Origin of the sequence: Armatimonas rosea, assembly GCF_014202505.1 — a bacterium.
GTDB lineage: Bacteria > Armatimonadota > Armatimonadia > Armatimonadales > Armatimonadaceae > Armatimonas > Armatimonas rosea.
Genome location: NZ_JACHGW010000002.1, coordinates 1,314,721 through 1,337,572 on the forward strand (window position 1 = coordinate 1,314,721; position 22,852 = coordinate 1,337,572).

Sequence of the window (22,852 nt, forward strand, 5' to 3'; positions counted from 1 at the left end):
ACTATGAACGTCATTTTACAAAAGGATGTGGTCAAGGTCGGGAAAGAGGGCGAGGTTGTCGCTGTCTCCGATGGCTACGCCCGCAACTACCTGTTCCCCCGTGGCCTTGCTGTCTCCGCTTCGGGTGGAGCGCTCAAGAACCTGGAGGCTCGCCATGCCGCTGAGGAGCGCAAGAGCGAGGCACAGCTGGCGCAGGCTCAGCAGGACCAGGCCGCACTTGAGGGCAAGACCGTCAAGATCGTGACCAAGGCCGGGGCCGGGGATCGTCTCTACGGCTCGATCACCTCGGGCGATATCGCCGCCGCGCTCAAGAGCGACCTTGGCGTCACCGTGGACAAGCGCCGCGTGCTCCTGCTGGACCCGATCCGCGCCGTGGGCACCTTCCATGTCGATGTCAAGCTCCACAAGGACATCACGGTTCCCGTTACCGTGGCGGTCGAAAAGGCGTAGCCGAGGCCGCGCAGACAAGCCAGGGCGCGGCACTAAGCCGCGCCCTTTTGTGTTTTATGTGCCATCTCCCCCGAGCCATCTCCCCGCGCCTTAGAGCGCGACCCTCTTCCCCCGTTGCTCCTTCGTCGCGGGAAGAGGGACAAGCCTACCAGGATAGGTCAGCCTCTCTTCCCAGCGAGGAACGAGCTATCAGGGGAAGAGAGGTGCCTGAGCCGTGCGAAGGCGGAGAGATGGCTCTCCCTGGAAGTTTCTTATGACCGGACGCGTCCCCCCCCAAAACATTGAAGCCGAGATGGCGGTCCTAGGCTCCATGCTCCTGGGCGACCGCAATGCCATCGAGCGGGTCACCGAGTTCCTGGACAAGCAAGACTTCTACCGGGAGGCACACGGGCGCATCTTCGAGGCCATGCTCTCGCTGGTCGATAAAGACGAGCCGGTGGATATCGTCACGCTCAAGGACGAGCTCACACGCCGAGGGACTCTGGAGCAGACCGGGGGCTACCTCTACCTGATGCAGCTCGCCGAGTACGTCCCCACCCCCGCCAATATCGTCTACTACGCCAAGATCGTCTCCGAGAAAGCCGTCCTGCGCCGCCTGATCGAGACCGCCTCCGAGATCGCGGGGATGGCCTACGGCGAGACCGACGAAGTAGACACACTCGTAGACCAGGCGGAGCGCGCGATCTTCAATGTCGCCCGCAAGCGCAAGACCGAGGGCTTCACCCCCCTGCGCCCCCTTCTGAGCGAGGTCTTCGAGCAGATCGATGTCGCCTACCACGATAAAGGCGTCGTTAGTGGCACCGACACCGGCTTCTACGACCTCAACTACATCACCAGCGGCCTCAAACGCGGAGATTTAATCATCGTCGCCGCGCGCCCCTCGATGGGGAAGTGTCTCACTGCACGAACCCTGGTTGATGATCCGCTAACCGGCGAGCGCCTCACCATTGAGGAAGCCGTTCGCCGAAAGATGCCGCGCATCGCAGGGGTCTCGGAGTGCGGGCGTATCCGGCCCACCGCCATCTCGGATTGGATTGACAGCGGAATCAAACCCGCCTTCCGTGTCACCACAAAAACGGGGCGCTTTGTCGAAGTCACAGGGCACCATCCGTTTCTGACTGTCAAGGGCTGGCAACCTCTTCATGATCTGGTGGTGGGAGATAGTATTGCTGTACCTCGACACCTGCCTGTCTTTGGTAGGGACAACAACCTTTCTTCGGATCGAATTCGTCTTCTCGCTTACTTGATTGCTGAAGGGGGATTGACCGATTCTTGCCCCGAATGGACGAATACTGATCCTGAGCTGATTGCAGATTTCAAAAAAATTATTGCCTCGGAGTTTTCAGAGTTAAGTGTGCGACAGGAGAAGATCACTTACATAGTCTCGCGATCCTTTGTTCCTGGAACACGGAAGAATCAACCGAATCCCTTAACTGATTGGCTCAGGGAACTGGGGCTCTGGGGGAAACTTGCTGAGGAGAAAAAATTTCCTGATTGCATCTGGGAACTCTCCAAGGAATCACTCGCCGATTTTCTGCGTGTATTGATGAGCTGTGATGGCACTATCTATCCCATGAGCGGTTTTGCTCGAATCGAGTTTGCGGTTGCCTCGGAGCCACTTGCTCGGGATGTACAGCATGCTCTTGTGCGCTTTGGTATCGTGGCAAAACTCTGGCAAAAAAATAAGCGTTGCTGGCGTGTCGAAGTGACTGATCCAGAATCCGTTGCTCGCTACCAAGCAGAGATTGGTTGGCTTGGAGAGAAGGCACAGCGTCAGTTCCGCTTGGAACGTGATACCGCTCGCCGTGGAAATCTGGGGCACCCCCCCAAGGAAGTCTGGGATTTTGTGCGTGTCGCGGCTCAACAGCAAAATCTCTCATTGACCGAACTTGCCCTGAGTACTGGGGAAATTACTGGGCGGGCGGGCTACAATCCTCATACCAATCGTGGCTTGCCTCGTCATCGGCTTTCTGCTTATGCCGAGATTCTTGATAATGATAACTTGCGTGCGATCGCAAGTCCCGAGCTTTATTGGGATGAAATTATCTCCATTGAATCGCTTGGTGAGCAGCAGGTTTATGATCTGACAGTGCCTGATGGGGCGAATTTTATCGCTCAAGACATTATTGTTCATAACACGGCTCTGACGATGAATATTGGGCAGAATGCGGCGGGCAAGGGAAGTGTGGTGGCGACCTTCTCGCTTGAGATGAGCAAGGAGTCGCTGGTGCAGCGCATGATGTGCTCCGAGGCAAAAGTCAATGCCCACAAGCTGCGTACGGGGTTTCTCCAGGACGAAGAGTGGTCGCGGCTCTCGGAGGCGGTGAATAGGCTCTGGGACGCGCCGATGTTTATCGACGACACCACGGACATGAGCTCGCTGGAGATGCGCGCGCGGTGCCGTCGCCTGAAGGCCGAGCAGGGCTCGCTGGACTTGGTGATTGTCGACTACCTCCAGCTCATGCGCGGCTCCAGCAAGAACTCCGAGAACCGCAACCAGGAGATCACCGAGATCGCCCGCGGCCTCAAGAGCCTCGCCCGCGAGCTAGATGTCCCCGTGATCGCGCTCTCCCAGCTCTCCCGCTCCGTGGAGCGCCGTGAGGACAAACGCCCCATGCTCTCTGACCTCAGGGAGAGCGGCGCCATCGAGGCGGAGGCCGATCTGGTTGCGTTTATCTACCGTCCCGCGTACTATGCGCGCAAGGATGCGGTCTCGCAGGAGGCGGAGGAGAAGGCGGAGCAAGAGGGCGGCGAGTACGAGGGAGAAGAGGCGGAGGTGATTATCGCCAAGCAGAGAAACGGCCCCACGGGGACCGTCAAGCTGGCGTTCTTGCCCAAGTTTGCCTGTTTTGCCAACCTGGCCCACAATACGGAAGGGCCAGATTTTTAGGGGGACGGAATTTGAAAATCTTAGTGATTGGTAGCGGTGGACGTGAGCACGCGATCTGCTGGAAGCTGGCGCAGAGCCCACAAGTGCGCAAGATCTACTGTGCGCCGGGCAATGCGGGGACCGCAGAGGTCGCGGAGAATGTCGCTATCGACGTGATGGACATCGAGGCGCTGCGTGTCTTTGTGGAGCACCAGAAGATCGACCTGACCATCGTCGGGCCGGAGAAGCCGCTGATCGCTGGGATTGTCGATGTCTTTGAGGCACGGGGCTTGCGTATCTTTGGTCCAAGCAAGGAGCCCGCGCAGCTAGAGGGGAGCAAGGTCTTCTCCAAGCGGCTGATGAAGGATGCCGGGGTGCCGACGGCGGACTTTGAGGTCTTTGACGATCCCCAGAGGGCGCGGGAGTACCTGGCGCAGGCGCGCTTCCCGATCGTCGTCAAGGCCGATGGCGAGGCGGCGGGCAAGGGGGTCGTCGTGGCTCAGGACTACGCCGAGGCCGAGACCGCGGTGCGTCAGATGATGGAGGAGCGTGTCTTTGGGGCGAGCGGGGAGCGTATCGTGATCGAGGAGTGCCTCTCCGGTCCTGAGGCCAGCGTGCTTGCCTTTGTCGATGGGGAGACCGTGCGCCCAATGATCGCCATCCAGGACCATAAGCGCATTGGGGAGGGCGACACGGGACCCAATACGGGGGGAATGGGAGCCTACGCGCCCGTGCGAGTCGCCCCGCAGAGTGTCGTAGACGAGGTCACCCGGCGCATTATCGAGCCGACCGTCGCCGCGATCCGGGCGACGGGGATTCCCTACCGAGGAGTACTCTACGCCGGGGTGATGCTCACCGAGAAGGGGCCGTACTGCATCGAGTTCAACTGCCGCTTTGGCGACCCCGAGGCGCAAGTGGCTCTGATGCTCCTGGAGAGCGATCTGGCGAGTATCTGCCAGGCGGTGGTGGATGTCGAGCTGGACAAGGTGCCGGTGGTCTTTAGCCAGCGTGCGGCGGTGACGGTTGTGATGGCCTCGGGAGGCTACCCAGGGCCGTACGAGACGGGCGTGCCGATGACGGGACTGGAGGCGGCACAGAAGCTGGACGCGCTGGCGATCTTCCACGCGGGCACCAAGCGCGACGAAGACGGCCAGCTGGTGACCAACGGCGGAAGGGTCCTTGCGGTCACGGCGACCGGGGAGACCTTTGCCGAGGCGAAAGAGCGAGCCTATGCGGGGGTGGGGCTCGTCCGTTTCGATGGTGCCTACTTCCGCCGGGATATCGGCTGGCAGGCGTAGTGGCACAAAAAATGTTCTTGCAGGTTTATTGCGAGGCATGATAAACTGTCCGGGCGCTTTCCCTAGGAGAGTGCTCGAAATTCTTCTGATTGGTTTGCCGTGACGGTCTGAGCGTTTGCCTCTTAAGGGAGGCCCTGCTCCCAGCGTCCTCCGGCCACCTTCACAATAAAATACGCTGCGTGCGGCTTGTGCACGACTTGAGGAAGTAGCATGGGAAAGGCAAAGTTTGAGCGATCGAAGCCTCACGTAAACGTGGGGACGATCGGACACGTGGATCATGGCAAGACCAGCCTGACAGCCGCGATTACGACGGTTCTAGCCAAGGCGGGTGGCGCAAAGGCGATGTCCTACGAGGCCATCGACGCTGCACCCGAAGAGAAAGAGCGCGGAATTACCATCAACACCGCGCACGTCGAGTACGAGACCGCGACCCGGCACTACGCCCACGTCGACTGCCCCGGACACGCCGACTACATCAAGAACATGATCACCGGTGCTGCCCAGATGGACGGCGCGATCCTGGTCTGCTCCGCTGCCGATGGCCCCATGCCCCAGACCCGTGAGCACATCCTGCTCGCCCGTCAGGTCGGTGTGCCCTCCATCGTGGTGTTTTTGAACAAGGCCGACATGGTCGATGATCCTGAGCTTCTTGAGCTGGTTGAGCTTGAGGTTCGTGATCTTCTCTCCAAGTACAGCTTCCCCGGCGACGACACCCCGATCGTGGTTGGCTCTGCGACCCAGGCGCTTGCCGGTGACCAGGGTGAGTACGGTGAGCCCTCGATCCTGCGCCTGATGGACGCGGTGGATGCCTACATCCCCACTCCTGAGCGTCCCAAGGACCTTCCGTTCCTGATGCCTGTCGAGGACGTCTTCACGATCACCGGTCGTGGTACGGTTGCGACGGGTCGTGTGGAGCGTGGTCAGCTCAAGGCGGGTGAGCCGCTTGAGATCGTGGGCCTTAAGGACACGACCAACACGGTTGCGACCTCTATGGAGATGTTCCGCAAGACGCTCGACTATGTCGAGGCGGGTGACAATGCGGGTGTTCTTCTTCGTGGTGTGGACCGCAACAAGATCGAGCGTGGTCAGGTTCTTGCCAAGCCGGGCTCCATCAAGCCGCACACGAAGTTCGAGGCCGAGGTCTATATCCTTGCGAAGGAGGAGGGTGGTCGTCACACCCCGTTCTTCACGGGTTACCGTCCTCAGTTCTACTTCCGTACGACGGACGTGACGGGTAACATGGACCTTCCTGAGGGTGTTGAGATGGTGATGCCCGGTGACAACGTCACGATCAAGGGCGAGCTGATCGCTCCTATCGCGATGGAAGAGGGTCTTCGCTTCGCGATCCGTGAGGGTGGCCGCACGGTTGGTGCGGGCGTCGTCTCCAAGATCATCGCCTAGTAGGTTTGAGCGGGAGGGAGTGTACTCTCTCCCGCTTTTTGTGTGTCTGAGAAATTAACTTTATGCGAAACGACAAGGTACGAATCCGCCTCCGAGCATTCGATCACCGTGTTCTCGATCAGTCTGCGGAAAAAATCGTAGACACCGCGCGCCGGACCGGTGCACGGATCGCGGGCCCGGTTCTTCTGCCGACGGAGAAGCGGATCTTTACGGTGCAGCGTAATGCCACCATCGACAAAGAGTCGATGGAGCACTTCGAGATGCGAACCCATAAGCGTCTCATCGACATTCTCAATCCTGGTCCGAAGACGATCGATGCGCTGATGCGCTTGGATCTGCCCTCGGGTGTGGATATCGAGATCAAACTCTAAAAAACTAAGCCGCGTCACGTAGCCTCAAAAAGTTTCCCCGCTTGCGGGGACGGAAGGGGTGGGTGCGCCGTGGAGGAAACTATGTCAGTGAAGGGCATTCTTGGCCGCAAGGTCGGGATGACACAGATTTTTGATGACGAGGGCAAGGTGGTGCCGGTGACGGTGATCGCTGTGGAGCCTAGTGTCATTTCTCAGGTGAAGACCGTTGACAACGATGGCTACAGCGCGGCTCAGATCGCGTTTGAAGAGTGTAATGTCAACCGTCTGAACCGCCCCGAGCAGGGCCACTTGGCCAGTGCCGGGGTGCAGCCGCGCCGCTACCTGAAGGAGTATGGAATTCAGGACGGTGCCAGCGTCGCGGTGGGAGACACCGTGAGCGCCGATACCCTCTTTACCGTCGGCGAGAAGGTCGTCGTGGTTGGTGTCAGCAAGGGTAAGGGATTTGCGGGCGTCGTGAAGCGCTTCCACTTCCATGGTGCTGATATGACCCACGGCTCGATGATCCACCGTAAGCCCCAGTCGGGTGGTGCGACAGACGCCGCGCGTACATTCAAGGGAACCCGCAAGCCGGGCCGCATGGGCAACGAGCAAGTGAGCCAGCAGGGCCTGCGCGTGGTTCGTATTGATGCAGAGAAGAACATCATTCTCGTGAAGGGTGCCGTCCCTGGTGCCAACGGTGGGCTGCTTTCCATTGAGAAGGCTCGCCGTGCAGAGAAGGTTCGCGTTCGCCAGGAGACACAGCGCTCCAGCAAGAAGAAGTAACGGAGAGTAATTATGCCTACGTTGGCGATAAAAACGAAAAACGGGAAGACGGCAGGAGATATCTCTCTCTCCGACCGCGTCTTTGGAGCGGAGCGCAATATCGCGCTGATGCACCAAGCCGTGGTTGCAGAGCTAGAGAACTGGCGTCAGGACACCCGCAATGCCCCCGGGCGGGGCGACATGCTGGGCGGTGGACGCAAGCCGTTCAAGCAAAAAGGAACCGGACGTGCGCGTCAGGGCTCTATCATCGCTCCGCACTGGACCGGTGGTGGCGCTGCGCATGGTCCGCACCCGCGTGACCTTGGCAACAAGATCAACAAGAAGATGAAGCGTGCCGCGATCTGGTCTGCGCTCTCTGCCAAGCTGGCCGATAGCGAGCTCGTGGTGGTGGATGGCTTTGGGCTCGACGGTAAAGTCAGCACCAAGACCGCTGCGTCCTTCCTGAAAGAAGTGACCGGTGGCGCGACCAAGTCCCTTGTTGTAATCGACGAGGCCGATGCGGTTACGGTCAAGAGCCTGCGTAATATCGAGGGCGTGACCATCCGTGTGGGCAAGCGCATCTCGACCCGCGACGTTGTCGACGGTGGTGTGGTGGTGATCACCAAGACCGCCGCCGAGCTGCTGAGTGGCTGGGCCGAGGAGAAGGAGGCGTAAGATGCCAGGAATCTATGAGATAATCGAGCGCCCGATCATCACAGAGAAGTCTCTGACGATGAACGGTGAGCGCAAGTACGCCTTCGCGGTGCATCCGGATGCCAACAAGTTCCAGATTCGCCAGGCGGTGGAGACGCTCTTCACCGACGGCGATGGCGACGGCAAGCTGACCGTCACCGCGGTCAATACCATGATTGTCAAGGGGAAGATCAAGCGCTACCGTGTCTTTGGACGCTCCAGCGTGAGCAAGACCCCGGGTTACAAGAAGGCGGTTGTGACGCTAGCCGAAGGGCAGAGCATCCAGCTGTTCGAGGGAGTGTAAACGATGGCAATTCGACGTTTTAAACCGATTACCCCTGGCCGTCGTTTCATGGCGATCTCCGACTACAGTGAGATCACCAAGAGCAAGCCGGAGAAGAGCCTGGTCGAGCCGCTGAAGAAGAAGGCGGGTCGCAACAACACGGGTAAGATGACGATCCGCAACCACGGTGGTGGTAACAAGCGGATGTACCGTATCATCGACTTCAAGCGCAACAAAGACGGTGTCGCCGCGACCGTTGCTGCGATCGAGTACGACCCGAACCGCACATCGCGTATTGCACTTCTGCAGTACGAAGATGGCACCAAGACCTACATCCTGGCTCCGGTCGGGATCACGGTGGGGGACGCTATCGCGAGCGGACCGACTGCGGACATCAAGCCCGGCAACGCGCTTCCGATCAGCAACATCCCCGTGGGTACCCTGATCCACAATATCGAGCTGCACCCCGGTAAGGGTGGCCAGATGGCCCGCTCTGCTGGTGCCTATGCGCAGCTGATGGCAAAAGAGGGCAAGTACGCTACCCTCCGCCTGCCCTCCAGCGAGATGCGTCGCGTGCTCCTGACCTGCCGTGCCACCATTGGCCAGGTAGGCAACCTCGAGCATGAGAACGAGTCGCTTGGTAAGGCCGGTAAGAACCGCTGGAAGGGCCGCAAGCCGCACGTTCGTGGTGTGACCATGAACCCGCGCGAGCACCCGCACGGTGGTGGTGAGGGCAAGAGCCCTGTTGGCCGCAAGAAGGGCCCTGTCTCCGCGACGGGCGTCCCGGCGATCGGTTTCAAGACCCGCCGCAACAAGTCGACGAACAAGTTTATCGTCAAGCGACGCACGAAATAGTAGCCGGGGGTTTTAACCCCTGGAGTGCGTCCGTGTTGGCCGGGGCGAAGCTCCGGCCACGCACCCGACAGGTGAGAGCCTGTGCCTGGGGCAGGAGTTTATTTTATGGGACGATCTTTGAAGAAGGGGCCCTTTGCGGACCCGAAACTTCTGGCAAAGGTAGACGCCTTAAACGATAGCGGAAAGAAGACCATCATCAAGACCTGGTCACGTCGCTCGACGATCTTTCCTTCGTTTATCGGCCATACCCTAGCCGTACACGATGGGCGCAAGCACGTGCCTGTCTTTATCACTGAGAACATGGTCGGGCACAAGCTCGGCGAGTTCGCGCACACCCGGCCTTTCAAGGGCCACGCGGGCGGTACGGGCCAGTCCAGCCGCATGAGAAAGTAAGGGAGGAAGCAAGATGGAATCACAAGCTACCGCCCGATTCGTGCGGATGGCACCTCGCAAGGTGCGCCTCGTGCTGGACTCTGTGCGTGGAAAGTACGCTCAGGAAGCACTCGATCAGCTCAAGTTTACGCCCAACCATGCGGCGGCAGAGATCGCCAAAGTGGTGACCTCGGCCTGCGCCAACGCGGTCAACAACTTTGAGATGAACCCGGACTATCTGAAGATTGTCCGCTGCTATGTCGACGTGGGACCGACCATGAAGCGGGTTAAGCCCCGTGCTCAGGGCCGCGCCTACCGGATCCTCAAGCGCACCAGCCACATCACCGTGGTGGTTGCTGAGGGTGAGGCTCCGCCACGCAAGACCGGTCGCAAGACCGAGAAGAAGCCGCCCCTGCGCGCCGCTCTGCCTACGCCTGTTGAGGCGGTCAAGGCCGAAGAGGTTGTTGCGCCGGTTGAGGCGACTGAGACTACCGAGACCACCGAGGCAGGGGAGTAAACCATGGGACAGAAAGTTAACCCGATTGGGTTCCGCATCGGTGTCATTCGGGATGCAGATTCCAAGTGGTACGCCGACAAGCAGTACGCCCAGTTCCTCAAAGAGGACTATGTTATTCGTAAGATGGTCAAGAAGCGCAAGGGCTTTGAGAACGCTGCAATCTCCAAGATCGAGATCGAGCGCCAGGCCAACCAGCTTCGTGTGACCCTGCACACCGCCAAGCCCGGTATCATTATCGGCCGTGGTGGTTCCGGTATCGACCTGCTCAAGGGCGATCTGGAGCAGATGACCGGCAAGACCGTGCATGTCAATGTCGCCGAGATTCGCCATCTTGAGACCAACGCGCAGCTAGTGGCCGAGTCCATCGCGCAGCAGATCGAGAAGCGTATCGGCTACAAGCGTGCCATGCGTCAGGCCGTGACCCGCGCCATGAAGCTTGGCGTTCTGGGAATCCGCGCTCAGGTCTCTGGGCGTCTGGGTGGTGCTGAGATGGCCCGCCGTGAGAAGGATCGCCAGGGCAAGGTGCCGCTTCATACCCTGCGTGCCGATATCGACTATGGCTTTGCCGAGGCGGTGACGGCCTACTCCACCATTGGGGTGAAGGTCTGGATCTATAAGGGAGATATCCTCCCGGGCGCACGTCGCCCTGTAGAGAACCCGACCGCGCCGCGTGGCGAGCGTGGACGTGATCGCGACGACGATCGCCGTGGTGGCCGTGGCGGCCGCGGTGGCCGTGGTGGCCGTGGCGGTGAGCGTGGCGGCGGTGGTGACCGTGGCCCGCGTGGTGGCGGCGGTGGCCGTGGCCCGCGTGGTGGTAACGAGAGTGGCGGCAGCTACACGGGTGGCGGTAGCTACTCGACGGCGACGGAGGAATAGACAAAACAATGTTAATGCCCAAGCGCGTCAAGTACCGACGCATGCACCGCGGCCATCGCCGTGGTAAAGCCAAGGGTGGCACGGAAGTGAGCTTTGGTGAGTTCGGTCTTCAGGCTCTGGAGTCCTGCTGGATGACAGCCAACCAGATCGAGGCCGCTCGCCGTGCGATGACCCGTAAGATCCGTCGTGGTGGTAAGATCTGGATTCGTATCTTCCCGGACAAGTCCTACACCAAGAAGCCCGCCGAGACCCGTATGGGATCTGGTAAGGGTGCGGTTGAGGGCTGGGTCTGTGTGGTGAAGCCAGGTCGTATGCTCTTTGAGATGGCCGGTGTGAGCGAGGAGCTCGCTCGTGAGGCCATGCGTCTGGCACAGTACAAGCTCCCGATCTCGACCCGCTTTGTGGTTCGTGAGAAGACGGCGAGCGCCGAGGGTGCTGAGGACGCGGAGGTAAACGAAGATGGCGAATAATCGTCAGGCTAAGCAGGAGCGCGAGGAGCTCTCCGGTCTGGATGCCGCAGGTCTGCGGGAGCAGCTGGATGCAGCCAAGAAGCAGCTCTGGGAGCTGCGCTTCACCAACGGGAAGCGCCAGCTGGAGAAGACGGCGGATCTGGGGAAGACCCGCAAGCGCATTGCCCGGATCAATATGTATCTGGCGCAGAAGGAGTCGAACTGATGGCCGAAGAGACAGTAACAGAAGCGACTAAGCGCGGCTATCGGAAGACCCGTCAGGGTGTGGTGACCAGCGATGCGATGGACAAGACCATTGTCGTGACCATCACCACCCTCAAGCCGCACCCGCTCTACGGACGAACGCTGCGCCGCTCGCGTGCGTTCAAGGCACATGATGAGACCAACGATGCCCACACGGGTGACACGGTCGAGATCATGGAGTGCCGTCCGATCTCGAAGGAGAAGTGCTGGCGTCTGGTTCGCGTTATCGAGCGCGCCAAGTAAGCACATTTCACGTCGCATACCGCGATAAGCGTCTGGATAGGGCGGAGAGTCCATGAGTCTCGGCCCTATCGCTACGCTAAGGAGAGTTTGATATGATTCAGCAGTACACCCGCCTGAAGGCTGCGGACAACTCGGGGGCGCGCACGCTTCTGTGTATCCGTGTTCTGAAAGGCTCGACCACCAAGGTCGGACATGTTGGGGACGTGATTGTCGCGGCCGTGAAGTCCGCCACCCCCAACTCCAACGTCAAGAAGGGCGATGTGGTCAAGGCGGTTATCGTCCGCACCAAGCAGCCCATCAAGCGCAACGATGGCTCGACCATCCGCTTCGATGAGAACGCAGCCGTCGTGCTCAACAACAACCTCGAGCCCCGCGGCACCCGTGTCTTTGGGCCGGTTGCTCGTGAGATGCGCGAGTCCAATATCTCTGGCGGGATGAAGATCGTCTCGCTGGCGCCGGAGGTGCTGTAATGCCAGGGAAAAAGAAAGCCTTTGAAGGCAAGCTCTTCATCAAGAAGGGCGATACCGTGATCGTGATCGCGGGCAAAGACAAGGGCCGCACCGGTGAGGTGACCCGTGCCTACCCCAAGACCGGTAAGGTCGTCGTGTCGGGCATCAATATCGTCACCAAGCACGAGAAGGCCCAGCCCACCGCGGCCAACCCCAATCCCCAGGGCGGCCGTATCGAGGTCGAGGCTCCGATCCTTGCCTGTAAAGTGGCGCTGATCAACAAAGAGGGCAAGCCGACCCGTATCCGTATCGAGGAGCGCGACGGCAAGAAGGTCCGTGTCGCGGTCAAGGGCGGCGACGTTATCTAACACTACCGGGGCGTGCTCGCCCCGGACAACCCCCCGGCGCTTGCCGGGAGCTGACTCGGTTGGAACCGAGAAAGGAAAACAACAATGGCTGGTTACAAGGCTCGTCTGCAAGAGCGCTACGAGAAAGAAATCATCACGGCCCTGATGAAGCAGTTCGGCTACAAGAACATCATGGAAGTGCCGCGCCTCGAGAAGATCGTCCTGAACATGGGCGTCGGTGAGGCCGGACGCACCGGTGGCGACCCGAAGCTGCTAGAGAACGCGATCAAGGACCTCTCTGCCATCACCGGACAGAAGCCTGCGATCTGCGTGGCCAAGAAGTCCGTCGCTAACTTCCGTCTGCGTGAAGGTGCCAAGATCGGCTGCAAGGTCACCCTGCGCGGTGCCCGCATGTGGGAGTTCCTCGACAAGCTTGTCAATGTCACCCTCCCCCGTGTCCGTGACTTTCAGGGTGTGAACCCCAACTCGTTCGATGGCCGTGGCAACTTCGCCATGGGCATGAAAGAGCAGCTGACCTTCCCGGAAATTAGCTACGATCAGATCGATAAGATTCGCGGTATGGACATCATCATGGTGACCACTGCGAAGAAGGATGAGGAGGCTCGTTACCTCCTTCACCAGCTGGGAATGCCATTCCGTTCTTCGGCGAACGCAGGACCAGGTGGTGCCACCAAGCTAGAGCTGTAGAGTGCTCTAGCTTCTCTAACCTACCTCGCCCCTCTGGACAGCCAGAGGGGCATTTCTTTTTTAGGACGCTAGCCCCGGAACGGCTTGTTGCTCTCTAGACGAAAGGTCGCGCGGGTGGCGAAGTGGTCAGTGTCCCCAACGGGGAAGACCACATCGGCGGCGCGCTCGATACGTCGGCGGCCTTCTTTGATCGTTTCAAGCTGGGTGAGTCCCTGCTGACGGCGCTGGCTGGCGGCCTCTTGCGCGGCGGCTTGTGTGGCGTTGTGTGCCTTCCAGCTCTCGAACGTGCTCGTCAGCTCCGCGACCCGTGCGGGGGAGATGCCGGGGAGGGTGTCGGTCTCTAGCTTTTGGAGAATCCCGGCGCTGTAGGTGGCAAGGCTGGCCCGGCTGAGGGTGATGCGCTCCCCGATGTAGTAGTGCCCCAAGTGGTTGTCAGCGCTGGGGGCATTACAGTCCGGCGTACTTGAGGCGCGCGGCGGTCTGAACACCCCGGATCAGGCGTCGGAGCTTGGACTCGGTGGCGCTCTCTTCACTCGTCGTAGTTTTCTTTTGCACCTTCTCGTCCACGGCGCCGGTGAAGAGCACCCGGCAGCTCGCAATGGTCTCGGCGAGGCGCTGTAGCTCCGCAGTCGTGATGCCGCCCTCGGCGAGTGCGGCGTTGTGCTGTGGGGCTTGGGCCGCTTGCAGTAGCTCCTCCGCAAGTTGCAACTCGGCGAGGAAGCGCTTGTCGATAGCACCGTAGGGCGTGGTCGTTTTCTTCTTCGTCGTGGTCTCTGTTGTCGTTTCCATAGGGTCTCCAGGGGGTTAACAATAGGTTGGTTCAGAGGGTTGCAAGCTCAGGTCGGTGATACAAATCTTCACGTCACTAGTACAAATCGCTACATCAGTCCTGTATTTATCCACGTCACTGGTACGAGTGGCGACATTACCTCCTTGCACATCGGTGTCAGCTCTCTGCTCCTTCAGGTTACTGTGTTGCATAGCTAGGTGAGCCCCACATTCCTTTGTGTCGTCACTTCCCTGTTCCAACCGTCTGCTTACTTGCTCTTCTCTAAGTATATCGTTAGTGTCTCCATACCGCAATATCTGGCTGGGAGATACGGCCCGACTACGCTTGATTCCCCTTTCTACCTATTTTCTTGATCTCAATCCCTCCAAGTGCTTGATCTGCTTCTGCCTTTTGCCTTGAAATAATGTCGAATATCAATAATAAACAGTAAGTATTAGTTATGTCATTTTTATGACATACTTAGTGCTATCTCTCAAGTGAAGAAGTGGCATTAATCACATGTCTATTGTGATACGCATCACACTAGGTAAAAGTACATCGTGTTATACTCTCGTTAAGAAGAACTAGGTGAGATGATTTGAGTCTCGCTCATTATCAATTGTTGACACATCGATCTCCTTACCATCGATCAGTCAATAACTATGAATGGACGAGATTCTAGTGCTGATTGTCAGTAGGGATGACAGGAGGAACTTAGATGGAAACAAATTTGGATCATTGCTTTAACAAAGAAATTGAAAAACGTGCTTATATTATGTATGTTAAGTCTGGTTTTAAGCAGGGAAACAGTGAGTATAACTGGGAAAGTGCGAAGCTAGAACTGGAAAAGGAAATAGAAATAGAAGCGTATCGGCTTTGGGAATATGAAGGCCGAAAGTCAGGTGGTGATGAATATTATTACAATATAGCATTGAGAAATATTTGTATTCCTGAATGCAAAAATGGTCAAGGTGATATTGAGAATATCGAGATTATTTTGCCGGTTAAGGCAAGTCTCGTTCCTGTGCGGGGAAACATTACGCAAGACGTACCTGAGGTCTCTTCGACTGAAGCAATGAATGGTTTTTCTAAATTATTGAGCGTATGGATTAAGCCTAAATATCATGAAATTGTACTGACTGCTGCAGGAAGTATGGGGCTCTTTAATCTTGCGAATCTGTTTCCAATCGTAGACGCAATCTCTGTTGGCGGTATATGGACAACAATGCTTTTTGCTATTTTTAAAAAATCTGGGCATAAAGTTGATTCGGCGGCGGTGACTAAACTTATTGCTATTTCACTTGCTGGCTGGGGGGCTTACTCACTAGGTAGTAAGATATTTACACTTGCGGCAGTGCCACTTCTGGCAGGTGCTGTACCTATGTTTGCAACCGTGTCCTTTTTGAATATAGTATTGAATGTTATATTCACTATACGTCTTGCAAGTTATATGATTGATCAATTGGAAAATAAAAATAATGAGATTGGGAAAATAGTTCTTGAGTCTGCGGTTCAACTGATTCCGGCCGTATTTAAGATGCCTAGTATTGAAGAAATTAAAGCTGTTATAGATTGTTTTAAATGATTAGAATGGGATAAATGGGAGCGGGGAGAGGTAAGCAAGGCTTCCCTCTCCCTTCTTTTGTGTGTTAGGGGAAGATACCCAGCGCGGTGATCGCCTCGGCGACTCGGCCTACCCCGACGATGTAGGCGGCGGTGCGGAAGTCGCAGTTGTGCTTCTTGGCGGCGGCGTTGACCTGGCCGAAGGCGCGCACCATGATCTGCTCCAGCTTGGCATTGACCTCGCTCTCGCTCCAGAAGAACGACTGGAGGCCCTGCACCCACTCGAAGTAGCTCACGGTGACCCCGCCCGCGTTGGCGAGGACATCGGGGACCACCACCACGCCCTTGTCGTTGAGGATCTTGTCGGCCTCGGGGGTTGTCGGGCCGTTGGCACCCTCGATAATGTAGCGCGCCTTGACCTTGTGGGCATTTTCCCCCGTGAGCTGGTTCTGGAGCGCGGCGGGGATGAGCAGGTCCACGGGGAGGTAGAGCAGCTCCTCTGGGGCGAGCGGCTCGGACTCGGGGAAGCCGACCACGGTGCCGGTCTTCTTTACCCAGTCCTCTAAGTTGAGGATATCCAGGCCGTTTTGGTTGAAGATCGCGCCTTGCACATCGGAGACCGCCTGGATCTTACAGCCGGAGCGGTAGAAGAGCTTGGCGGCGGCGGCCCCGACATTGCCAAAGCCCTGCACCGCGACTGTCGAATCGGGGAGCTGGTTACCACGGGAGAGCAGGGTCTCACGGGCGATGGTCACGACCCCGCGCCCCGTTGCCTCGATACGCCCCTCGGAGCCGCCGATGGCGATCGGCTTTCCCGTGACCACGGCGGGGACTGTCGTGCCCTTGAGCATGGAGTAGGTGTCCATGATCCAGGCCATGGTCTGTCCATTGGTGCCCATGTCCGGGGCGGGGATGTCCTTATCCGGCCCGAGGAGAATCGCGATCTCGGTGGTGTAGCGGCGGGTCAGGTCCTCAAGCTCGGCCAGATTCAGCTGGCGGGGATCGCAGGCGACACCGCCTTTTGCTCCGCCAAAGGGCAGGTTGACCACGGCGCACTTGATGGTCATCCAGAACGCCAGGGCCTTTACCTCGCTGATATCGGTCTCGGGGTGAAAGCGAATCCCGCCCTTGGCCGGGCCGCGGGTGAGGTTGTGGTGGACACGGTAGCCCGTGAACATCTTAATCGAGCCATCGCGCATCGAGACCGGGAAATGAACCGTCAGCTCACGCTTGGGAGATTTTAAAACTTCGTGGACATTGGGATCGAGGTTGATCCTCTCGGCGACTGCGGCAAGCTGCTGCTGCGCCATTGCAAAGCTATCTAGGTGTTCGCTCATAGGGTTTTATTATGGCACAAAAAACGCCCCCACCGATGCGCCATGGGTGGGGGCATTTATGAGCGAGGCTACTTCCAGAGCTTCCAGATCTCAGGCTGGAGCGCTGCGGTGGTCGCGATCGTGCTACAGCCCGTCCCGCTTCCCGGTGCCCCACAGACCGACTCCTGAACGGGGTAGACCTTGGTGAAGGGGAGCGCCTTCGCATGGCCATCGCAGAAGCTGACCGTCACCATCCCGTTGTGGCGTCCGTGCGGGCGCTCGTGGTTGGCGGGGACTAGGACCGCGCTGGAGCCGTACTCGGTCAGCGCAAATGGGGTCGTGGCGTGGTTGTAGTAGCCGCCAAAGGAGTTGTAGATCGAGAGGCCATTGGCACCATCGGGGACGACATCCATGAGCAGGGCGTGCTCCGCCGGGGCCTCCATCGACGCGAGCATGCTACCGGTCGCGAGAGCGCCGAGGTTCTCCCCGGGGGGTGGATAGGCCATGCCATAGCCCACGCGCCCCTCGAGCCAGAGCCGGAGCGCGGTTCCGGCGGCCTTGTTGTTCTGCTTGGCCTCCGGGCACTGGGAGTAGAGGTTGCTCTTGGAGTAGGGCTGGAGCAGCGCAAGATACCCGAGGGTGACATTGGTATTGGCCGTGCACGCCCCCTGCGCCGCCCAGGTGCTGGGGCACAGCCCGACTGTCTGGTAGGGCTGGAACTGCTCGTCGTAGTCCTGGACATACATCATCGACGAGAGCGCGATCTGCTTGACATTGCTGATACAGGTCGCCTGGCGTGCCTTGGCGCGTGCTTGGGCAAAGACCGGGAAGAGAATCGCAGCGAGGATCGCGATAATGGCAATGACGACAAGAAGCTCGATGAGGGTGAAGGCGTTTTTTTGTTTCATTTTGTTTTCTAGTTCCGAGTGGGAGGTGCTGCGGAGCCACGTGGGATGAGAGAGACAGAGAGAAGCTCTACATAGTGATCTTCGGCGCTATCTGCATTTCTCAAGAGGCGCTGGGCAGCCCGCTCTCCCATCTGAAAGAGTGGCTGACGAAGCGTGGTTAGAGGGGGGTAGACAAGCGCCGCGGAGACCGGATCGTCAAACCCAACGACCGAGACATCGGCGGGGACGCTATAGCCGGCCTCGCGTAGGGTGTTGAGGACATTGAGCGAGAGGTAGTAGCCTGCCGCAAAGATCGCCGTGGTCCCCTCACGGACTGAGGCTAGCAGGCCCGCTTTTTCATCGCAGGTCAGCTCCCAAGACGCCTGCGCCTCGTGCTGGGTGAGAGTGAGGCCGCGGCGCTTCGCTTCCTGGCTAAAACCCGCGACTCGGTCGCGGACATTGGCGGTCTCTGGCTCGGAGTAGAGCAGCGCGAGGCGCTCGTGCCCCAGCTCCGCGAGATAGGCGCAGGCTTGCTCCGCGGCGGCCTTGTTGTCGGAGTCGACCGTCGGCAGGGAGAGAGTGGGCCAGTGCGCTCCGATCAGTACGGTAGGAACCCCGCTCGCGAGCAGTGCCTCTAGCCCCGGCTGTGCCTCGGCGCGGGGGGCGATCACAAGGACACCATCGGCGTGGGGCAGAGGGCTTGTGCCAAAGGCCTCGGGGCTCAGGATCAGCTCGACCTGGGGGCCTAGCCCGGCGATAATACCACGGTAGAGGCTACCGTAGTAGTCCGAGCCCAGGACATTGGCGGCGCTGGCCCCAAAGCTCAAGACCACGCGCCGCAGGGGCGGTGCCGCTACAGGGGCAGTAACATAGGTCCCACGCCCCACGCTCCGTGTCACCCAGCCGTCGCGTGCCAGGGTCTGCACCGCGCGGTGGATGGTCAGCTTGGCGACCCCAAGATCCGCGGCAAGCTCCAGCTCTGAGGGAATCTTCTCGCCTACTTGCCAGTGCCCCGCGCGAATCTGCTCAAGGAGGCGATTATAGGCCTGCTGATGCCGTGGAGTGGGATCGTGGGGATCAATCGGGGATAGCATAGAGTTCGTGAGCAGTATATACCAATGTGGCGTGAAGTGCTAGAAGCAAACAAGAGTATTCCTGGGGGGCCACTTTGGCGTATAATAAGCGCCGTGATCGAAAACGACGACCCCCTGCTTGCGTCTCTCAACCCGGTACAGCGCTCCGCGGTACTCCACACCGAGGGCCCCCTTCTCATCTTTGCGGGGGCAGGCTCGGGCAAGACCCGCGTGCTGACCCACCGAATCGCCTATCTCATCCTGCACCAGGGAGTCCGGCCGCGCAATATCCTGGCCGTGACCTTTACCAACAAGGCCGCCAAGGAGATGCGCGAGCGCCTCGAAAAGCTCCTAGGTGAGGGGGTGACCAAGGAGATGTGGGTGGGGACCTTCCACTCCACCTGCGCCCGCTTGCTCCGCGAGAACGGCAGCAGTATCGGCCTAGAGCGGGACTTTGTGGTCTACGACGACGACGATCAGATGACGCTGATGAAGGAGTGTCTGCACCAGCTCAACCTCGACGACCGCCAGTACGCGCCCCGCGCGGTGCTCTCGCTGATCTCCCGTGCCAAGGAGAAGCTGGTCGCCCCCGAGGACTTCACCAAGCACTTCTCTGGGCACTTCGAGAACGTGGTCGCGCGGCTCTACACGCTCTACCAAGAGAAGCTGACCATGAACCGCGCCCTCGATTTCGACGATCTAATCGGGAAAGCCGTGCGCATGCTCCAGCAGCGCGAGGACGTTCGCGAGCGCTACCAGAGTAAGTTTCGCTATGTCTTAGTGGATGAGTACCAGGACGTTAACCATGCGCAATACAAATTAACGCAACTTCTCTCCGGTGGAAAGAACAATCTCTGTGTAGTGGGAGATGAGGATCAGGGAGTTTACGGGTGGCGAGGCGCAGATATTCAGATTATTTTGAACTTTGAGTCAGATTATCAAGACGCTCAAGTAATTAAGCTAGAACAAAATTACCGATCCACAAAAACAATCCTGGATACTGCCTACGATGTTATCTCCAAGAACCGGGGGCGAAAAGATAAGAAGCTCTGGACCGATAATGGCGATGGTGAGGCGATTCGGCTCCTTGAGGCGATCAACGAGCAAGAGGAGGCGGTCTATGTTGCGACCGTGATCCGCGAGGCGGTGGAGGCGGGGGAGCGCAGGCTCTCGGACTTTGCGATTCTCTACCGCACCAACGCCCAGAGCCGTATGCTGGAGGAGATCTTCATCAACCACCGGATTCCCTACACGATTATTGGGGGCGTCCGGTTCTACGAGCGCAAGGAGATCAAGGACCTGCTCGCCTACCTCAAGGTGATCCACAATCCCTTCGACTCCATCTCCCTCAAGCGCATCGTCAATGTCCCGGCGCGGGGGATCGGGGCGGGGACCTGGGCCAAGCTGGAGGAGCGGGCACTGGCGCTGAACTGCACGATCTGGGAGGCGCTCGCCGATATCAATGCGCTGGGGCTCAAGCCGAGTCTGAAGAAGGCGGTGGAGAGCTTTGTGGCGCTGCTCATGCACCTGCGGAGCGAGCGCGAGACCCTGCCGCTCACCAAGCTGGTCGAGCGCCTGATTGAGGAGACCGGCTTTGTGCGGGACCTAGAGCGGGAGAAGACCGTCGAGGCCCAGAGCCGCGTGGAGAACGTCCAGGAGCTCCTCTCGGTGACGCGCCAGTTTGAAGACAGCACCGAGGACCCGTCGCTGCGGGCGTTTCTAGAGCAGACCGCGCTGATCGCCGATGTGGACAAGCTCGGGGAGGGCGGTGTGGAGTGTGTGGTGCTGATGACCCTCCACTCGGCCAAGGGGCTAGAGTTTCCGGTGGTCTTTCTGATCGGGATGGAGGAGAGCATCTTCCCGCACTTCCGCTCGCTCCAGAGCGACTCCGCCATCGAGGAGGAGCGCCGCCTGGCCTATGTCGGGATCACCCGCGCCCAGCAGGAGCTCTATCTCACGTTTGCCACCCGCCGGACGATCTTTGGCAATGTTCAGTTCAATCCGCCGTCGCGCTTCTTGCGAGATATCGCCATCGAGCGCCTCGCGATCCCTCAGGGCGCGCGTCTCCCCACCTTCCTCAAGAGCAAGCAGCGGGACCTGGCGAGCGTTCCGACTCCCACAGCCTCGGCTTTGGCCCAGCCAACCTCTCCCCAAACCCCTCTCCCGGGCGTTCGTACCTCACTGGGAAAGGGGCTTTTGGATGCTCCCTTCCGGCCGGGGGAGAAGGTGCGTCATGCGGTCTTTGGGCAGGGCGTCGTGGTGGCGTGTACGGGAAGCGGCGACGAGGCCCAGGTCTCGGTCGCGTTTCCCAATGTGGGGATCAAGAAGCTCGTGGCAGGCTACGCTCGCTTGGAGAAAGTGTAGCCTGCCTGAGGTGTGAGGGGGCCTACTGCCCGGCGGGAGCAGCGGGCTTGCGCGGGAGCTTGTCGTCGCGCATGGCGGCGTTGTAGAGGAAGGCAGCAAGAACCGTCGCGGCCTGCTTCATGTCCTCGATCTGGACCCGATCAAAGGTATCCATGTTGGAGTGGTGGGTCCGGGCATCGTACTCGATCGTGTCCTGGATGAACTGGAAGCCGGGGAGCCCCGCGGAGTTGAACGAGAGGTGGTCGGTTCCGCCAGTGTTGCGTGCGGTCACCGTGGTCGCTCCGAGATCCGCAAAGGGCGTGAGCCACTGGGCGAAGAGCGGCATGATTGCGGTGTTGCCCTGGCAGTAGACCCCGCGAATCTTACCGGTGCCATTATCGAGGTTGAAGTAGCCGGAGAACTTGGCGTGCTCTGCGCCGGGAGCGGTGGCGGTGCCAAAGTGTGCCTTCACGTAGGCGGCGGAGCCAAAGATGCCCTGCTCCTCGCCGCTCCAGCAGCCCACCCGGATCGTCCGGCGCGGCTTGACCCCGATTGCCTTTAGGATGCGCACCGCCTCCATCGCCACGCTCACCCCACAGGCATTGTCGGTCGCGCCCGTGCCGGTGTGCCAGGAGTCGAGGTGGCCGCCGGCCATGACAATCTCATCGGCCTTGTCGGTGCCCTTCCACTCGCCGATCGTGTTGTAGGCCATGCTCTTGTCATCGCCGTTGAAGTGGACCTTGAGATCGAGCGCCACGCTGACGCTCTCACCGGCCTGTACCATCCGCACGATCCGGTTGTAGTGCTCCGCCCCGACCGCGATCTGGGGGATCATCAGCTTCTCTGCCGCCACCTGGTAGGCGTTCAGGCGTGGGGCGCGGGGAGCACCGGGCTGGCGTACCTCCTCGCGCTCACGGGCGGTGGGCACCTGGGGCACAGTCGCCTGCTCGACAAAGATCGTTCCGCCATCGCCCGAGCGTGCCTGGGAGAGAGTCGCCACCGCGCCCTCGGCCTTGCAGAAGGCCAGGATCTGCCCGACCATCTGTGCCTGGCGCATGCGTGCCTGGAAAGCGGCCCGCTGCTCGTCGGTCATGTCCGCACCAAGCCCGCCGCCACCACCGCCACCTTGTCGGGGACGTCCACTACCGGCCAGAGCTCCCGATGCCATCGCCGCGAGCTGCTCGTCGGTGTAGCGTGAGCCCTGCGGTGTGAAGTGTGCGGGAAGCTCCTTGATCGGGCTGACCAGGGCGATCTTGCCCTTGAGCTTGCCCTTGAACTTGGCGAGCGCCTCGGGGCTATCGGCATCGACAAAGACCACATCGGCGGTCCCTGACCAGCCCGTGGACCAGGCGCGCGGGGCGGCGATTAGGTTGAAGGCGGTCGGCCCCACGACACTGGCGGTGAACTTATCGCAGGTCCAGCCACGGCCAAAGGGGCCCCAAGGCTCCAGGCGGGCATCGAGACCCCACTCGATCATCTTATTCTTAGTCCACTCATTGGCGCGTAGTAGGCCGGGCGAGCCGGTCAGGCGGGGGCCAATCACATCGGTGAGATACGCGAGGTGCTGGGGAAGCTGGGAGCGCTTGAGGCCCTCCTCGCGAATCTTGGCCATGACAGCGGGATCGGGCGTGTCGGCCTGAAAGCGGGGCGCGGGTGCGACCAGAGCGGCAAGCGGAAGGAGAAGTAGTGAAAGAGGCATTGCTGTTTCCTTGAAA

At 59.6% G+C, this 22,852-nt stretch carries 26 protein-coding genes; 20 read left to right on the plus strand and 6 right to left on the minus strand.

Features of this window, described 5'->3' with window-relative positions; translation table 11 throughout:
• Positions 1-3: 3 nt before the first annotated feature.
• The 18 genes from rplI (at position 4) to rplE (ending at position 13,186) form a co-directional block, all read left to right on the plus strand.
• Positions 4-450, plus strand: a complete 447-nt coding sequence (gene rplI, locus HNQ39_RS14020; RefSeq protein WP_184197083.1) for a 50S ribosomal protein L9 — start codon at positions 4-6, stop codon at positions 448-450.
• 253 nt (positions 451-703) lie between these two features.
• A complete protein-coding gene (gene dnaB / locus HNQ39_RS14025; RefSeq protein WP_184197086.1) occupies positions 704-3,340 on the plus strand; it encodes a replicative DNA helicase in 2,637 nt (878 codons plus the stop codon).
• Between the two features lie 11 nt (positions 3,341-3,351).
• Positions 3,352-4,617 carry a phosphoribosylamine--glycine ligase gene (gene purD, locus HNQ39_RS14030; protein WP_184197089.1) on the plus strand — a complete coding sequence of 422 codons (1,266 nt, stop codon included), beginning with the start codon at positions 3,352-3,354 and terminating at the stop codon, positions 4,615-4,617.
• A 210-nt stretch (positions 4,618-4,827) separates the two neighbouring features.
• Positions 4,828-6,018, plus strand: coding sequence for an elongation factor Tu (gene tuf / locus HNQ39_RS14035; RefSeq protein ID WP_184197092.1), 1,191 nt, complete (start codon positions 4,828-4,830; stop codon positions 6,016-6,018).
• Between the two features lie 62 nt (positions 6,019-6,080).
• On the plus strand, positions 6,081-6,389 hold the full coding sequence (gene rpsJ, locus HNQ39_RS14040; protein WP_184197095.1) for a 30S ribosomal protein S10: 309 nt from the start codon (positions 6,081-6,083) through the stop codon (positions 6,387-6,389).
• 81 nt (positions 6,390-6,470) lie between these two features.
• The gene (gene rplC, locus HNQ39_RS14045) at positions 6,471-7,151 is read left to right on the plus strand and encodes a 50S ribosomal protein L3 (RefSeq protein ID WP_184197099.1); all 681 of its coding nucleotides are present in this window, start codon (positions 6,471-6,473) and stop codon (positions 7,149-7,151) included.
• Positions 7,152-7,163: 12 nt separating this feature from the next.
• Entirely contained in the window at positions 7,164-7,805 is a 642-nt protein-coding gene (gene rplD, locus HNQ39_RS14050) for a 50S ribosomal protein L4 (protein ID WP_184197102.1), read from the plus strand.
• A 1-nt stretch (position 7,806) separates the two neighbouring features.
• A complete protein-coding gene (gene rplW / locus HNQ39_RS14055) occupies positions 7,807-8,127 on the plus strand; it encodes a 50S ribosomal protein L23 (protein WP_184197105.1) in 321 nt (106 codons plus the stop codon).
• A gap of 3 nt (positions 8,128-8,130) precedes the next feature.
• Positions 8,131-8,961 carry a 50S ribosomal protein L2 gene (gene rplB / locus HNQ39_RS14060; protein WP_184197108.1) on the plus strand — a complete coding sequence of 277 codons (831 nt, stop codon included), beginning with the start codon at positions 8,131-8,133 and terminating at the stop codon, positions 8,959-8,961.
• 105 nt (positions 8,962-9,066) lie between these two features.
• Positions 9,067-9,354 carry a 30S ribosomal protein S19 gene (rpsS, locus tag HNQ39_RS14065; RefSeq protein WP_184197111.1) on the plus strand — a complete coding sequence of 96 codons (288 nt, stop codon included), beginning with the start codon at positions 9,067-9,069 and terminating at the stop codon, positions 9,352-9,354.
• A gap of 13 nt (positions 9,355-9,367) precedes the next feature.
• On the plus strand, positions 9,368-9,850 hold the full coding sequence (rplV, locus tag HNQ39_RS14070; protein ID WP_184197114.1) for a 50S ribosomal protein L22: 483 nt from the start codon (positions 9,368-9,370) through the stop codon (positions 9,848-9,850).
• Positions 9,851-9,853: 3 nt separating this feature from the next.
• Positions 9,854-10,726, plus strand: coding sequence for a 30S ribosomal protein S3 (gene rpsC / locus HNQ39_RS14075; protein ID WP_184197117.1), 873 nt, complete (start codon positions 9,854-9,856; stop codon positions 10,724-10,726).
• An 8-nt stretch (positions 10,727-10,734) separates the two neighbouring features.
• Positions 10,735-11,196, plus strand: a complete 462-nt coding sequence (gene rplP, locus HNQ39_RS14080) for a 50S ribosomal protein L16 (protein WP_184197120.1) — start codon at positions 10,735-10,737, stop codon at positions 11,194-11,196.
• On the plus strand, positions 11,186-11,401 hold the full coding sequence (gene rpmC / locus HNQ39_RS14085) for a 50S ribosomal protein L29 (RefSeq protein ID WP_184197123.1): 216 nt from the start codon (positions 11,186-11,188) through the stop codon (positions 11,399-11,401). The genes rplP and rpmC overlap by 11 nt, the downstream gene beginning before the upstream one ends.
• Positions 11,401-11,682, plus strand: coding sequence for a 30S ribosomal protein S17 (gene rpsQ, locus HNQ39_RS14090; protein WP_184197128.1), 282 nt, complete (start codon positions 11,401-11,403; stop codon positions 11,680-11,682). The genes rpmC and rpsQ overlap by 1 nt, the downstream gene beginning before the upstream one ends.
• 92 nt (positions 11,683-11,774) lie before the next feature.
• Positions 11,775-12,152 carry a 50S ribosomal protein L14 gene (gene rplN, locus HNQ39_RS14095; RefSeq protein WP_184197131.1) on the plus strand — a complete coding sequence of 126 codons (378 nt, stop codon included), beginning with the start codon at positions 11,775-11,777 and terminating at the stop codon, positions 12,150-12,152.
• Positions 12,152-12,499 (plus strand): 50S ribosomal protein L24, encoded by a 348-nt coding sequence (gene rplX / locus HNQ39_RS14100; RefSeq protein WP_184197133.1) that lies wholly within the window; start codon positions 12,152-12,154, stop codon positions 12,497-12,499. Before rplN ends, rplX begins: the two co-directional genes overlap by 1 nt.
• Positions 12,500-12,583: 84 nt before the next feature.
• Complete coding sequence (rplE, locus tag HNQ39_RS14105) at positions 12,584-13,186, plus strand: 50S ribosomal protein L5 (protein WP_184197136.1); 603 nt, start codon at positions 12,584-12,586, stop codon at positions 13,184-13,186.
• Between the two features lie 68 nt (positions 13,187-13,254).
• Here the strand turns inward: rplE and HNQ39_RS14110 are convergent, their stop codons facing one another.
• Positions 13,255-13,611, minus strand: coding sequence for a hypothetical protein (locus HNQ39_RS14110; RefSeq protein ID WP_184197139.1), 357 nt, complete (start codon positions 13,609-13,611; stop codon positions 13,255-13,257).
• Positions 13,612-13,633: 22 nt separating this feature from the next.
• On the minus strand, positions 13,634-13,975 hold the full coding sequence (locus HNQ39_RS14115) for a hypothetical protein (RefSeq protein WP_184197142.1): 342 nt from the start codon (positions 13,973-13,975) through the stop codon (positions 13,634-13,636).
• 698 nt (positions 13,976-14,673) lie between these two features.
• Here HNQ39_RS14115 and HNQ39_RS14120 point away from each other — a divergent pair.
• Positions 14,674-15,540 (plus strand): hypothetical protein, encoded by an 867-nt coding sequence (locus HNQ39_RS14120; RefSeq protein WP_184197145.1) that lies wholly within the window; start codon positions 14,674-14,676, stop codon positions 15,538-15,540.
• Between the two features lie 64 nt (positions 15,541-15,604).
• On the opposite strand, the gene HNQ39_RS14125 is transcribed toward HNQ39_RS14120, so the two are convergent.
• From HNQ39_RS14125 to HNQ39_RS14135, 3 genes are all read right to left on the minus strand, one after another.
• Entirely contained in the window at positions 15,605-16,855 is a 1,251-nt protein-coding gene (locus tag HNQ39_RS14125) for a Glu/Leu/Phe/Val family dehydrogenase (RefSeq protein ID WP_184197147.1), read from the minus strand.
• Between the two features lie 68 nt (positions 16,856-16,923).
• Complete coding sequence (locus tag HNQ39_RS14130) at positions 16,924-17,742, minus strand: prepilin-type N-terminal cleavage/methylation domain-containing protein (RefSeq protein ID WP_184197150.1); 819 nt, start codon at positions 17,740-17,742, stop codon at positions 16,924-16,926.
• Between the two features lie 8 nt (positions 17,743-17,750).
• Positions 17,751-18,815, minus strand: coding sequence for a GntR family transcriptional regulator (locus HNQ39_RS14135; RefSeq protein WP_184197153.1), 1,065 nt, complete (start codon positions 18,813-18,815; stop codon positions 17,751-17,753).
• A 93-nt stretch (positions 18,816-18,908) separates the two neighbouring features.
• Between HNQ39_RS14135 and pcrA the strand changes: the two genes are divergently transcribed.
• Complete coding sequence (pcrA, locus tag HNQ39_RS14140; RefSeq protein WP_221290004.1) at positions 18,909-21,158, plus strand: DNA helicase PcrA; 2,250 nt, start codon at positions 18,909-18,911, stop codon at positions 21,156-21,158.
• Between the two features lie 22 nt (positions 21,159-21,180).
• Here the strand turns inward: pcrA and HNQ39_RS29630 are convergent, their stop codons facing one another.
• Complete coding sequence (locus tag HNQ39_RS29630) at positions 21,181-22,836, minus strand: M20/M25/M40 family metallo-hydrolase (protein ID WP_221290006.1); 1,656 nt, start codon at positions 22,834-22,836, stop codon at positions 21,181-21,183.
• Positions 22,837-22,852: the final 16 nt, after the last annotated feature.